The organism is Flavobacterium sp. T12S277, assembly GCF_048514875.1.
GTDB lineage: Bacteria > Bacteroidota > Bacteroidia > Flavobacteriales > Flavobacteriaceae > Flavobacterium.
Window position 1 is genome coordinate 883,346 of the sequence record NZ_JBLYEG010000001.1, and the last position, 12,378, is coordinate 895,723.

Consider the following 12,378-nt stretch of genomic DNA (forward strand, 5'->3'; position numbering starts at 1 on the left):
TCTTTATATAATTCGTGCCTTTATTTACAAAAAACACCTTACTTTTAGCGTTTCTTATTATCCATTCAATTTTACAATTGTGACAAAAGACACTATCATACAAAACATAAAAGCTTTAAAAAGTCATTCTAACATCAATTACGGTATCAAAACCAAAACAGAAGATTTTACCGAAAAGCTTTTTTACACCCTTTTTGATTCCAATGCAGCTTTAGACGAGAGCATCGAAGAACTGGAAATTCGTTTTAAGGAAATCGCTGTTCTGGCGTGCAAAAAATCGGAAAATCTGTGTGAATCCATTTGGGAGCGTTTTCTGGAGAAACTGCCTGGGGTTTTGGAAAAACTGAATCAGGATGCCGAATACATCCTTGAAAATGACCCTGCATCTAATAGCATCGACGAAGTATATCTGGGCTATCCCGGATTTTACGCGATTGCCATTTATCGACTAAGTCATGAATTGTATCTTTTGGATTTGTTGCTTTTTTCGCGTTTAATGAGCGAGTATGCCCATCGTATTACAGGAACCGACATTCATGCCGGAGCCGATATCGCCTCTCCTTTTTTTATTGATCACGCCACCGGAATTGTGATTGGCGAGACTACCGTGATTAAAAAACATGTCAAAATCTACCAGGGTGTTACTTTGGGAGCTCTGAGCGTAAGCAAAGAAATGAAAAATGCTAAAAGACACCCGACTGTAGAAGCAAATGTGTGCATTTATGCCAACGCTACTATTTTGGGAGGTGAAACTACCATTGGAAAAAACAGCGTTGTAGGCGGAAATGCATGGATTACCAAATCGATTCCAGAAGATTCGATCGTTTTAAACACCACTACTACTGAAGTCAAAATAAAAGAAAAAAGATAAAAATGGGTCCACAGAAATTGCTTAACCTAATTGGAAACACTCCTTTGATGGAAACTGTCAATTTGGTTAAAAATAAAAACGTAAAACTTTTACTGAAACTCGAAGGGAACAATCCCGGAGGAAGTGTAAAAGACAGAGCGGCATACAACATGATTGCATCCGCTGTCGAAAGAGGCGATATTAAAAAAGGCGACAAGCTGATTGAGGCTACCAGCGGAAATACGGGAATCGCTTTGGCCATGATTGCACAATTGTTTCAAATTGAAATTGAATTGGTGCTGCCGGAAGATTCTACAAAAGAACGAACTCAAACCATGCGTGCTTATGGCGCTACAGTTATTTTAACGCCCGCTAGCGAAGGAATTATCGGTTCAAGAGACTATGCCGACAAAAAAGTTGCTGAAGGCGGTTATTTGATGTTAAATCAGTTTGCAAATGACGACAACTGGAAAGCACATTACAAAACAACAGGTCCTGAAATCTGGAGGGATACTGACGGAACGGTAACTCATTTTGTCTCGGCTATGGGAACCACGGGAACCATTATAGGAACATCGACTTATTTAAAAGAAAAGAACAAAAACATTCAGATCATAGGGGCCCAGCCTAGCGACGGTTCTCAGATCCCGGGAATCCGAAAATGGCCTCAGGAATATTTACCAAAAATTTTCGATGCCTCAAAAGTAGATACTGTTATTGACGTCAGCGAAAAAGAAGCCAGAGAAATGACCAAAAGACTGGCTCTTGAAGAAGGTGTTTTTGCCGGAATGAGCAGCGGAGGATCTGTAGCTGTAGCCCTAAAAATTGCAGAGCAACTGGAGTCAGGGGTTGTCGTTGCGGTAATTTGTGACCGCGGTGACCGTTATTTATCTTCTGATTTATTTGACTAAAAAAACTTTATGGTTCTGATTTAGAAATGCTTTTATTCGAAAGTAGGATTGATTCAGAACCATAAACTATAAATTTTGATACAAGAACTTTGCGAATATGGTACGCGGATGAAACGGATTCGCTAAAGCGAAAACACGAATTGACACCGATTTATATTAAACAAAAGTTTTTGTAAGCTCCGAAGGAGCTAAATAAATATAACACAATCATCTCCTTATAACGAAATAGCTCAGGCGGAGCGGTATACCGCAAATGAACTTGAAACAGGAAAAATTATTTTAAAAAAATCACTAAAAATAGTGGCGTAGCAAAAATCCGACAGAATACCGGTGTCTTTTTGAGAACAAAAAATCATTTTTCAACTTAAGAATATCCATAAAAAACGTGAAACACAAAAATGACCGATTTTGAAAATCAAAATCGGTCATTTTTTATTGTTTTACTCAAATGTTAGCTTACTTCTGAATACGCCTAATTTAGAGTTTGAAATTCTATTGTTTTATTTTTTTTATATTAGCTAATTCATTTTCCATTTTCACTATGCGAAGAGCAAAATCTTTTAAGGTTTCAATTTCTTGTGCTTGCGAATTTATTTTCTTTTCCTGAGCAATAGAGTAAAGTGTAAGTTCCTCAATTTTTTTCAATAAACTCATGTTCATTTCAGCAAGCATAAGACCATTTTTCTCAATTTCTTTTGCAGAAGGTATTTCTGGTAAGTGACTATTTTGTTTTATGAATTCTTCTACTTCTTGTAGTGATTTTAACTTGTAATCATTAGTAAAGACATAGTCAGGAACCTTAGTCATCGGACTAGAAAGATCTATCCTAATTTCCTGAGCATGAATTTTTCCGTTAACAGTAAGTTTCTCATCTGGTTTTGTTGTACCGATTCCTACATTTGCATTTGATCCTTTTATTGTTAGAGCATCTGTATAGAAATCTTCAAGTTCCCACTTACTAGCAGTTGTTTTTACTCTAAATGATAAATTACCAAAATTAGTATCTGCATCACTTAAAACTATTTTTGCAGCTAGAGTATTTCCTGAACTTGAAACTTTTGTTAATGCCATTTTTGCATCAAATGAAGCACCATCCCCAGTTCCACCATTAATGTTAAGTTTTTCGATAGGATTATTGGTACCAATACCTACATAGGCATTAAATCCTTTTATAGTCAGAGCATTAGTATAGAACTCTTCGAGTTCCCATTCACTAGGAGTTGTTTTTACTTTAAAACTTAGATTACCAAAATTAGTATCCGCATCGTTTAAAACTAATTTTGCGCTCAAAACATTTCCCGTACTTGAAACTTTTGTTAATGCCATTCTTGCATCAAATGAAGCCCCATCTCCAGTTCCACCATTAATATCAAGCTTTTCAATAGGAGTTTTAGTTCCAATACCTACGTTATCATTAGTAGAGTTTCCTTTTATTGTTCCATATATCTGAGCTTTCATTGAAAATACAGAAGATATTAAAATTAAAGTACTGAGTATAGTTTTTTTCATGATATAATATTTGATTTAATTCTCAAGCTTAGGGAGCTTTTTAGATAATAATTTAAATGTGTTGTTTTCTTTTTCTAATTTTTCTATTTTTTGTTTAAGATCTAAATTACCTTTGTTTTCCTTACTGATGTAAATTGTTAATCCCTCAATTTTCTATAATATTTTTAGTATCCATTTCTAATACATCACTACCATTTTCCCACATTTAATACAAGCTTAATTATGTGGAGATACTGTAGAACAATTTGAACATGTTCCCTAAAAAAAATATTAGCACTTATTGATGAGGGGGAGGTAATATGATAATGCTGAATATGGTTACGATGCGTCCAAGATGACTATTTCTGATGTCTTTTAGTACTTTTGACTATACTTCGCCAATTCCTAATTTGATATAAATACGATAAATTATTCCCTAAAGTCACTAAAAATATCTTGCAATATTAGTCTTAGCAATCTTATACTTTTTATATATTCAGGAAAATGGAGATATCTATGGACTACAAATCAAACTCAATTTTAAATTCGGCACCTTTGTTTTTACCTTCGCTGGACGCCGTAAGTTTTCCTTTGTTCTTCTCGATTATTTTTTTGCACAAATACAAACCAATACCTGTTGAGGATTCGTTAGCAGTGCCCAGTCGGCTCATTTTTGTGAATTTTTTAAAGAGCTCGTCAATCTGAGTTTTATCAAAGCCAATTCCGTTGTCGGTAACGGTTACGATAAATCTACCATCTTCCGTATACATTCGGACTTTAACTTCACTGTCAAAATAAGAGAATTTAACCGCATTGCTAATCAAATTCACTAAAACCTGAACGAGTAAACCTTCGTCAATTCGTAGTTTTGCTTCAACCAGTTCTAAGTTCAGACTCAATTTAATGTTCTTATCGATCAAACGTTGTTCGACCTGTTCGTTGATAAAAGGCAAAATATTAGGAAATGAAATCATTCTCATCTCTAAATTCCCTTTGACCACTCTATCCTGTTCCTGCAATAATTTAATGAAGTTTTCAATGTATCGGAATTGCAGATTAGTGGATTCGCAAATCAATTCTGCCAACTGACGAACGGATTCTGATGGATTTTCGCTTATAATCAACCTCGCCAATCCTTGCGGATTTCCTGCAAAATTCTTCAAATCATGCGAAAGCATATAAATCAGATCCTGTTTTTCATTGATAAAACTTTCTGATTCATAAATAGATTCCTGAATGTTGCACAACAACAAACCTGCCTCATCGCTATATTCCGTAGGTAAAATAGATAATCTTCTATTGTTTCTGTAATCGTCCAGAGCTTTCGAAGCTATCGAAATAGGTTTAATTAAGTGGTTTAAAACTAATAATGTGATCAATGTCGCCAATAAAGTCATGACGAGAGAGAAAATTAAAATAGAGGTAGCCGAAATGCTGTGATTGTAATACAGCACATAAAATAAGATTCCAATCAGTGGAATGTGAATACCGATAAAAGCAACAAACAAAAATTTAAACGCATAACTTTTCTTCAAAAAGCCAATTTGAGACAGACTATGATACAACTTCATAAAAGACAACAATAGTAATAGGTTAAAAACGCAGCATTCAGGGGGTTTGTTATAAACAAAGTTAACTTTTAAACTCGATTAAACCACTAAATTAGGGAATTTGATAAAATATTTTAAAAATTAAATTTATAAAAGTTTACAAACCCTTATTTTTGCGCTATGGGAAGAAAAAATACAGACAAAGTTGTCTTTCATCAAATTCAGGTTCTTGATGCAGGAGCAAAAGGAGTATCAGTAGCAAAGGCTCCTGACGGAAAAGTAATCTTTATTCCGAATGTCGTTCCTGGCGATGTAGTAGACGTACAAACCTTTAAGAAAAGAAAAGCCTATTATGAAGGCAAAGCCGTAAAATTTCACGAATTATCAGAACATCGTATTGAGCCAATCTGCGATCATTTTGGCGTTTGTGGAGGATGTAAATGGCAAAATATGAAATACAGCCAACAGCTGTATTACAAACAAAACGAAGTAAAAAATCATTTGCAGCGCATCGGGAAAGTCGAACTTCCTGAATTCGAAAATATCTTAGGTTCTGAAAAACAGTTTTTCTACAGAAATAAGATGGAATTTTCATTTTCTAACAGCCGTTGGTTGACCGAAAAGGAAATCGAAAGCACAGAAGACTTAGGCAACCGAAATGCCTTAGGTTTTCATATTCCGAAAATGTGGGACAAAATTCTGGACATTCAAAAATGTCATTTACAGGAAGATCCGTCAAATGCTATCAGAAATGAAATCAGAGCTTTTGCAAACGATCACAATCTGGCTTTCTTTAATCCGAGAGAACATTCCGGTTTATTAAGAACGGTAATGATTCGTACGGCTTCTACCGGTGAAATCATGGTACTGATTCAGTTTTTTGAAAATGACCCTAAAAACCGTGAATTGATTTTAGATCATCTTTACGAAAAGTTCCAACAGATTACTTCCTTGCAATATGTGGTAAATGCTAAGCAAAATGATACTATTTACGATCAGGATATTAAACTGTACAAAGGAAGAGATTATATACTGGAAGAAATGGAAGGTTTAAAATTCAGCATCAACGCTAAATCTTTCTACCAGACCAATTCGGATCAGGCATATGAATTGTACAAAATAACCCGTGATTTTGCAGGACTTACCGGCAACGAAACGGTTTATGATTTGTACACCGGAACCGGAACAATTGCACAGTTTGTTTCCAAAAAAGCAAAAAAAGTAATTGGTGTGGAAAGTGTTCCTGAAGCGATTTTAGACGCTAAAGCCAATGCTGAACGCAATAATATTACCAATTGTGAGTTTTTTGTAGGTGACATGAAAGTCGTTTTTAACGAAGCTTTCATTGCACAGCACGGAAAACCGGATGTGATTATCACAGATCCGCCAAGAGATGGTATGCACGCTGCCGTTATTGATCAAATTTTAAAAATTGCTCCTAAAAAAGTAGTTTATGTAAGTTGTAATTCGGCAACTCAGGCACGTGATTTGGCATTAATGGACGAGAAATACAAGGTAACCCGTGTTAGACCTGTTGATATGTTTCCGCAAACGCATCATGTCGAAAATGTTGTACTTTTAGAACTTCGATAATAAAACTTAAATGAAAAAAATAATCTCTCTTTTATTAATCTTTACTTTTGGTCTGTCCAGTTGTGAGAAAGATGACATTTGTGATGCCAACACTCCCACTACTCCAAGATTAGTGATTACATTTTACAAAGACAGTGAACCCACTCAAAAACAAAATGTAAAAGATCTGATGGTAATTGGAGGAGCAGAGGGAGATAACAAAGGAATTGTTTTTAATAAAAGCATAACAGACGAAAAAGATCTTACAAGATATGTAACCAATTCAAACACTGTTTCAATACCCTTGAGAACAGATCAGAATACTACAACATATCGCTTCGTTTATAACTCTTTAACCACCAATCTGGCGGCTAAAAACACCGATGTTATCACTTTTAATTACACGCATCAAAATGTTTACGTGTCAAGAGCCTGTGGTTTTAAGACCACTTTTACTCTTCCCGAAATAAACCCTTTCGTGAAAACAGATCCGGCGGGTGACGGAGCATGGATCAAACAGATTTTTGTAAAGCAATTTAATGTTGAACTTGAAAATGAAACACACATTGAGATCTATTTTTAGTATTTGCTTATTGTTTTCAATGTTTTTGGGTCAGTCTCAGGAAACATCAACCACAACAGTAACAAAAGAAAAACCGAAGTCACAAGCGGCCAAACCTGCTATTCAGGAAACCAAACGAGACAGTATCAAAACAGATCGTTACGGACTTCGCGTAGGAGTTGATTTGTACAAATTAACTCGCGGATTATACGATAAAAATTATAAAGGTATCGAGGTTACGGGTGATTTTCGTCTGACAAAAAAATACTATCTGGCTGCCGAGCTTGGTTTTGAAGATAAAACCACAGACGACGACCGATTAAATTCAACCACGACCGGAACTTACATTAAAGGAGGTTTTGACTACAATTTGTATCAAAACTGGCTGGACATGGAGAATTTAATTACAATAGGTCTGCGAGGCGGTTTCAGTACTTTTAGTCAGCAACTGAATACGTATAAGATTTACAATCCAAATCCATATTGGGGAGAACAGCCGGCAATTGTTTCGGGTGAAAAATACAATGGCCTTACAGCGGGTTGGGCTGAAGTTGCATTGGGAATAAAAGCAAAAGTTTTTAACAATGTGTTTGTTGGTTTTGGGGTTCAACTGAAACTTTTAGTTGCCAACCAAAAACCTTCCGGATTTGATAATCTTTATATCCCGGGTTTCAACAGAACATACGATGGTAGTTTTGGGATTGGTTTTAACTATACCGTTTCTTACTTCATTCCGCTTTATAAGAAAAAGACCATCATTCCTGAATTAATAAAAAAGGAAACGATTAGAAAATAACAAACCTTACTTATTAAAAAATCCAAATTCCAATAGTTATATTAGAATTTGGATTTTTTAATTTTATGACAATTGAAATTCAATTGCAGCCAACGAGTGAATTAATGTGGTATCAAAAACGGGTACAGCAACATCTTCGGGTTTTATCACTAAAGGAATTTCGGTACAACCTAAAATAATTCCCTCAGCACCCTCTTCAATCAATTGATTGGCAATTTCGAGATAGCGTTTTTTAGTTGTCTCGGTTACCAAACCTCTCCCCAACTCTTCAAAAATTGTGGTGTGCATGAAATCCCGGTCGGCATCATTTTTCGGAATAATCGTTTCAATTCCGTTTGCTGCTAATTTATCTTTAAAAAAATCAAGTTCCATAGTGAACTTAGTTCCCAGCAAACCTACTTTTTTAACTTCCTTCTTCTGAATTTCTACTGCGGTTGCCGTTGCAATATGAATAATTGGTATGTCGATCGCTTCCTCCAGCCTGTCAGCGATTAAATGCATGGTATTAGCACACAAAACAATAGCTTCGGCTCCACCCTGCTCAAGAAACTGACATCCTTTTAAAAGCATCTTAAAAGTCGAATCCCAGTCGTTGGCATCGTTATTTTTTTTAATATCAGCATAATTGAAAGAATAAATCAGACACTCTGAGAAATTAAGCCCTCCCAGCTTATCATTGATTCCCTCGTTTATAAGTTTATAATAATCTGCTGTAGAAACCCAGCTAATTCCGCCTATAAGTCCAATTACCCTCATATAAAAATCAATTAATTATCCAATTTCTCTAATCCCTTTTATAAAAATCCATTTCATGAAAAGCTTTTCTCCGTCTTTGGTTTTCACCGACTGAAATTTAGGCGAAATCAAAGTCGCCACAATAAAAGCGGTCATCGGAATCCAAAATCCAGTTAATCCGGTATAAGAAGCTACCAAAAATCTTCCTAAAATAAATAGAATTGCGAAACACCCTAATTGGTATAAAAAAGCTCTTACTTGTAGTTTTGTCATTTTTCTCTTTTTAAAGGTTCAAAGGTACAAAGGTTCAGAGCGACAAAGTGTATTTTCTTTGTACCTCTGAACCTTTGCCTCTTTGCAACTATTCGTTAACTTGAAATTTCGTTCTCTTACTTCCCTCGTACATTTCGTATTTTACCAAACGTGCTTCAAGGCTTCCGTTGAAAAGTTTAATTTTTCGGGATGGTTTTAGGCCCACAAATTTCAGGGCTTCCAGATTTGCTGTAATAAACCAGGCATTTGTTCCCGGATAGCTTTTCTTTAGAGTATCTCCTATGCTTTTATAGAATTCCTCCATATGAATGTCTAAACGCTCATCGTAAGGCGGGTTGAAAACCATGTGTAACTTTCCTTCCACAGCTTTTTCTGTATCAAAAAAGTTGTCCTCACTTATGGTAACATAATCCTCCAAATTGGCATTTCTGATATTGTCTTTGGCTTTGCTTACAGCACTTGGCGCTTTGTCAAAACCTTTTATCGTATAATGAAATTCCTTCGTTTTTTTCATCAGACTGTTTACAATCTGATCGAAAAGATCATTATCCCAGTCTTTCCATTTTTCGAATGCAAATTCTTTACGGTTAATGTTCGCTGGAATATTGCAGGCGATCATAGCAGCTTCAGCCAAAAAGGTCCCCGAACCACACATTGGGTCTAAAAAGTGACTTTGCCCTTCCCATCCTGACAATAATAACACTCCCGCTGCCAAAACTTCGTTGATTGGCGCAATATTCGTAGCCGTTCTGTAACCACGCTGATGCAGTGAATTCCCGGAAGTATCCAGTGCTACTGAAACCTGATCTTTATCGATATGCACATTGATTCTTAAATCAGGAAAAGCTTTATCGATACTCGGACGCTGTCCGGTTCTTTCTCTAAACTGATCTACAATAGCATCTTTACATTTTTGAGAAACAAATTCAGAGTGATTAAAATAAGTTGAATGTACCGTCGCATCGATCACAAAAGTCTGATTGGCATTTAACAGTTTTGACCAATTTACACCCGAGATTCCTTTGTACAATGCCTGTTCGTTATTGGCTCTGAACGAATAAATAGGTTTTAAAACTTTAAGCGCTGTGCGAAGCGATAAATTAGCTTTGTACATAAACCCCTTATCTCCTTTAAAACTTACCATTCGCACTCCTTTTTCGACATCCTGAGCACCAAGAGCACGCAATTCATTCTCTAATATTTCTTCAAAGCCAAAAAAACATTTGGCTATCATTCTAAAATTTTCTTCCATCTTTATTTTTGAATTATTTCAAATGCACTGCTGTTCATCTCTGCATCTGCATCTCTGTACACCTGCTGCATCTCTGCAATGATTCGTGAGGTATCGTTGCGAAATAGTTATTTTTCGGCAAAAATACACTAAATTTGCGGGACTTTGAATTAATTGAAATAGAATAAATGTCTGAAGCAGCAAACTCATCCTCACCAAATCAGGAACGTAATACCGAAAATTGGTTTACTTCATGGTTTGATACTCCATATTATCATATCCTTTATAAAGACCGAAATTATCGCGAAGCTCAGATTTTCATGGACAATCTGACCCATTATCTGAATCTTCCTGAAAAAGCAAAAGTACTGGATTTAGCCTGCGGAAAAGGCCGTCACTCCATCTACTTAAATCAGTTGGGATTTAATGTTTTAGGAGCCGATTTGTCTGAAAACAGTATCGCCGAAGCCACTAAAAACAGTAACGACACCCTTCATTTTAAGGTACACGATATGCGTGAGCCTTTTGACGAAAAATTTGATGCTATTTTTAACTTGTTCACCAGTTTCGGATATTTCGAAAGTGACGACGACAATCTGACAACGCTTAAAGCCATTAAAGAAAGTTTATCTGAATATGGTTTTGCGGTAATCGATTTCATGAATGTTACCCAGGTAATCGAAACATTGGTACCCGAAGAAGTCAAAAATGTGGATGGAATTGATTTTAAAATCAAAAGATATGTTGAAGACGGACATATTTTTAAAGAAATCGATTTTGAGGATCAGGGAAGAAAGTACCATTTCACCGAAAAAGTAAAAGCCTTAACTTTAAAAGATTTTGAAGATCTAATGGCCGAAGCCGGTATTTTCCTGTTGGATATTTTTGGAGATTACAGACTAAAAAAATTCCACAAAACCGAAAGCGAACGATTAATCATGATTTTTAAATAAAATTGGGCAATCGTTTAATTGTTTAACCGTTTGATCGCTGAACAAAAAAACAATTAACCGATTAAACAAATCAACGATTAAACAATAAAAAATGAATTATCTATTACCCTTATTTTCTGTACTTTTAGGTTATCTGGTGGCTTTGTTTTTAAAACCAAAAAGCAAAACCAATCTAAAACTATTGCTTGCTTTTAGCGGTTCATTTTTATTGTCATTAACCGTAATGCATTTGCTTCCGGAAGTTTACGAAACACACAATGCCAATATTGGGATCTTCATTATGGTTGGGATTTTATTCCAGATCATACTTGAATTTTTCTCTAAAGGAGCCGAACACGGTCACGTTCACGGACACGCTAAGATGTCGCAGATTCCGTGGCTGCTGTTTGCCAGTTTGTGTATTCATGCTTTTCTGGAAGGTTTTCCGGTAAGTCACCATCACGGTCTGGCGCTTGGAATTGCCATTCATCATTTGCCAATCGCCGTAATTTTGACTACCTTTTTCATCAATGCCGACCTGAATAAAAAGGCCATCTTTGCTTTCATGCTTACGTTTGCAGTGATGACACCGCTAGGTACGGTTGCCTCTGAATATTTGCCTATTTTAAACAAATATTACACCGAGATTACTGCTATCGTAATTGGAATTTTATTTCACATCTCCTCAACCATTATTTTCGAAAGCAGCGAAGGACATAAATTTAATGTTGCCAAAGTCTCTATGATTGTTCTTGGAGTTCTTTTGGCCTTTATACTGTAATCTCAAAAAGAGGTAAAAATCATTGTCGTGGTTTAATGTTGTTGCGAGATGTGTCGTTCCGCTGGAACTTATTTTAAACATATCTTATTTTCAACGGATTAAAATCCGTTGCTACAAAAATTGTCGTTCCTTCGGAACTTGATTATTTGATTGTTTTTGTTGTTAACTCAGGTTAATTTAATCTCAAAAAGAAGCAAAAATCATTGTCATGGCTTAAAATTGCTGCGGAATGTGTCGTTCCGCTGGAACTTATTTTGAACACATCTTATTTTCAACGGATTAAAATCCGTTGCTACAAATTTATCGTTCCTTCGGAACTTGATTGTTTGATTGTTTTTGTTGTTAACAGAACATAATCCATTCATATAAGCTAAATAGAACCATAAAAACATAATAGGTTCTGCACAATTCGATTTCCATAAAATAAAGCGTTAACGTTCCAAAAGAGCCATAGGCTCGAATAATATTGTAACGACGGATTAAAATCCGTCGTAGAAAAAGACATCATAATAAAAAGAACCATCGGTTCGCCCCATATTGTAGCGACGGATTTTAATCCGTCGTAAGAAATAGGCATCGTAATAAAAAGAGCCGTAGGCTCGGCACCAATGTCATTAAGTTAAGAGATTGTAAATTTCAGATTTATGAAATCTGGGAAAATAGATGATGATTATTAAGCAATACCAAATCTGAAATC

General features: G+C 35.7%; 12 protein-coding genes. 7 read left to right on the forward strand and 5 right to left on the reverse strand.

The window, feature by feature from the left end:
• The first annotated feature begins 79 nt into the window (after window positions 1-79).
• Together ACN1CN_RS03615 and cysM are read left to right on the forward strand one after the other, a co-directional pair.
• Complete coding sequence (locus tag ACN1CN_RS03615) at window positions 80-871, forward strand: serine O-acetyltransferase (protein ID WP_419134687.1); 792 nt, start codon at window positions 80-82, stop codon at window positions 869-871.
• A 2-nt stretch (window positions 872-873) separates the two neighbouring features.
• On the forward strand, window positions 874-1,761 hold the full coding sequence (gene cysM, locus ACN1CN_RS03620) for a cysteine synthase CysM (RefSeq protein ID WP_291286221.1): 888 nt from the start codon (window positions 874-876) through the stop codon (window positions 1,759-1,761).
• 492 nt (window positions 1,762-2,253) lie between these two features.
• Here cysM and ACN1CN_RS03625 read toward each other — a convergent pair whose 3' ends face one another.
• Both ACN1CN_RS03625 and ACN1CN_RS03630 read right to left on the reverse strand, forming a co-directional pair.
• Window positions 2,254-3,270 (reverse strand): hypothetical protein, encoded by a 1,017-nt coding sequence (locus ACN1CN_RS03625; protein WP_419134688.1) that lies wholly within the window; start codon window positions 3,268-3,270, stop codon window positions 2,254-2,256.
• 500 nt (window positions 3,271-3,770) lie between these two features.
• Window positions 3,771-4,820 carry a sensor histidine kinase gene (locus ACN1CN_RS03630; protein WP_264523469.1) on the reverse strand — a complete coding sequence of 350 codons (1,050 nt, stop codon included), beginning with the start codon at window positions 4,818-4,820 and terminating at the stop codon, window positions 3,771-3,773.
• Window positions 4,821-4,979: 159 nt separating this feature from the next.
• Between ACN1CN_RS03630 and rlmD the strand changes: the two genes are divergently transcribed.
• Genes rlmD through ACN1CN_RS03645 form a run of 3 tightly spaced genes read left to right on the forward strand, consistent with a single transcriptional unit; the run spans window position 4,980 to window position 7,729 of the window.
• Window positions 4,980-6,392 carry a 23S rRNA (uracil(1939)-C(5))-methyltransferase RlmD gene (gene rlmD / locus ACN1CN_RS03635; RefSeq protein ID WP_419134689.1) on the forward strand — a complete coding sequence of 471 codons (1,413 nt, stop codon included), beginning with the start codon at window positions 4,980-4,982 and terminating at the stop codon, window positions 6,390-6,392.
• A 10-nt stretch (window positions 6,393-6,402) separates the two neighbouring features.
• The gene (locus ACN1CN_RS03640) at window positions 6,403-6,954 is read left to right on the forward strand and encodes a DUF6452 family protein (RefSeq protein ID WP_291286218.1); all 552 of its coding nucleotides are present in this window, start codon (window positions 6,403-6,405) and stop codon (window positions 6,952-6,954) included.
• Window positions 6,926-7,729 carry a DUF6048 family protein gene (locus ACN1CN_RS03645; RefSeq protein WP_419134690.1) on the forward strand — a complete coding sequence of 268 codons (804 nt, stop codon included), beginning with the start codon at window positions 6,926-6,928 and terminating at the stop codon, window positions 7,727-7,729. Before ACN1CN_RS03640 ends, ACN1CN_RS03645 begins: the two co-directional genes overlap by 29 nt.
• A 63-nt stretch (window positions 7,730-7,792) precedes the next feature.
• Here ACN1CN_RS03645 and ACN1CN_RS03650 read toward each other — a convergent pair whose 3' ends face one another.
• From ACN1CN_RS03650 to ACN1CN_RS03660, 3 genes are all read right to left on the reverse strand, one after another.
• On the reverse strand, window positions 7,793-8,485 hold the full coding sequence (locus tag ACN1CN_RS03650; protein WP_419134691.1) for an aspartate/glutamate racemase family protein: 693 nt from the start codon (window positions 8,483-8,485) through the stop codon (window positions 7,793-7,795).
• 15 nt (window positions 8,486-8,500) lie between these two features.
• The gene (locus ACN1CN_RS03655; RefSeq protein WP_017498385.1) at window positions 8,501-8,737 is read right to left on the reverse strand and encodes a hypothetical protein; all 237 of its coding nucleotides are present in this window, start codon (window positions 8,735-8,737) and stop codon (window positions 8,501-8,503) included.
• Window positions 8,738-8,825: 88 nt separating this feature from the next.
• On the reverse strand, window positions 8,826-9,989 hold the full coding sequence (locus ACN1CN_RS03660) for a THUMP domain-containing class I SAM-dependent RNA methyltransferase (RefSeq protein WP_264523464.1): 1,164 nt from the start codon (window positions 9,987-9,989) through the stop codon (window positions 8,826-8,828).
• A 167-nt stretch (window positions 9,990-10,156) separates the two neighbouring features.
• Here ACN1CN_RS03660 and ACN1CN_RS03665 point away from each other — a divergent pair, with 167 nt between their 5' ends.
• Window positions 10,157-10,921: a class I SAM-dependent methyltransferase gene (locus tag ACN1CN_RS03665; protein WP_264523463.1), complete on the forward strand. Its 765-nt coding sequence runs from the start codon at window positions 10,157-10,159 to the stop codon at window positions 10,919-10,921.
• 91 nt (window positions 10,922-11,012) lie between these two features.
• Window positions 11,013-11,681 carry a ZIP family metal transporter gene (locus ACN1CN_RS03670; protein ID WP_264523462.1) on the forward strand — a complete coding sequence of 223 codons (669 nt, stop codon included), beginning with the start codon at window positions 11,013-11,015 and terminating at the stop codon, window positions 11,679-11,681.
• Window positions 11,682-12,378 lie beyond the last annotated feature (697 nt).

What these genes read in the sequence shown, in the direction of transcription:
- ACN1CN_RS03645 (WP_419134690.1), top strand. Translation starts at nt 6,926, where the DNA reads ATGAAACACACATTGAGATCTATTTTTAGTATTTGCTTATTGTTTTCA.
- ACN1CN_RS03650 (WP_419134691.1), bottom strand. Translation starts at nt 8,485, where the DNA reads ATGAGGGTAATTGGACTTATAGGCGGAATTAGCTGGGTTTCTACAGCA.
- ACN1CN_RS03625 (WP_419134688.1), bottom strand. Translation starts at nt 3,270, where the DNA reads ATGAAAAAAACTATACTCAGTACTTTAATTTTAATATCTTCTGTATTT.
- ACN1CN_RS03655 (WP_017498385.1), bottom strand. Translation starts at nt 8,737, where the DNA reads ATGACAAAACTACAAGTAAGAGCTTTTTTATACCAATTAGGGTGTTTC.
- ACN1CN_RS03665 (WP_264523463.1), top strand. Translation starts at nt 10,157, where the DNA reads ATGTCTGAAGCAGCAAACTCATCCTCACCAAATCAGGAACGTAATACC.
- ACN1CN_RS03660 (WP_264523464.1), bottom strand. Translation starts at nt 9,989, where the DNA reads ATGGAAGAAAATTTTAGAATGATAGCCAAATGTTTTTTTGGCTTTGAA.
- cysM (WP_291286221.1), top strand. Translation starts at nt 874, where the DNA reads ATGGGTCCACAGAAATTGCTTAACCTAATTGGAAACACTCCTTTGATG.
- rlmD (WP_419134689.1), top strand. Translation starts at nt 4,980, where the DNA reads ATGGGAAGAAAAAATACAGACAAAGTTGTCTTTCATCAAATTCAGGTT.
- ACN1CN_RS03630 (WP_264523469.1), bottom strand. Translation starts at nt 4,820, where the DNA reads ATGAAGTTGTATCATAGTCTGTCTCAAATTGGCTTTTTGAAGAAAAGT.
- ACN1CN_RS03670 (WP_264523462.1), top strand. Translation starts at nt 11,013, where the DNA reads ATGAATTATCTATTACCCTTATTTTCTGTACTTTTAGGTTATCTGGTG.
- ACN1CN_RS03640 (WP_291286218.1), top strand. Translation starts at nt 6,403, where the DNA reads ATGAAAAAAATAATCTCTCTTTTATTAATCTTTACTTTTGGTCTGTCC.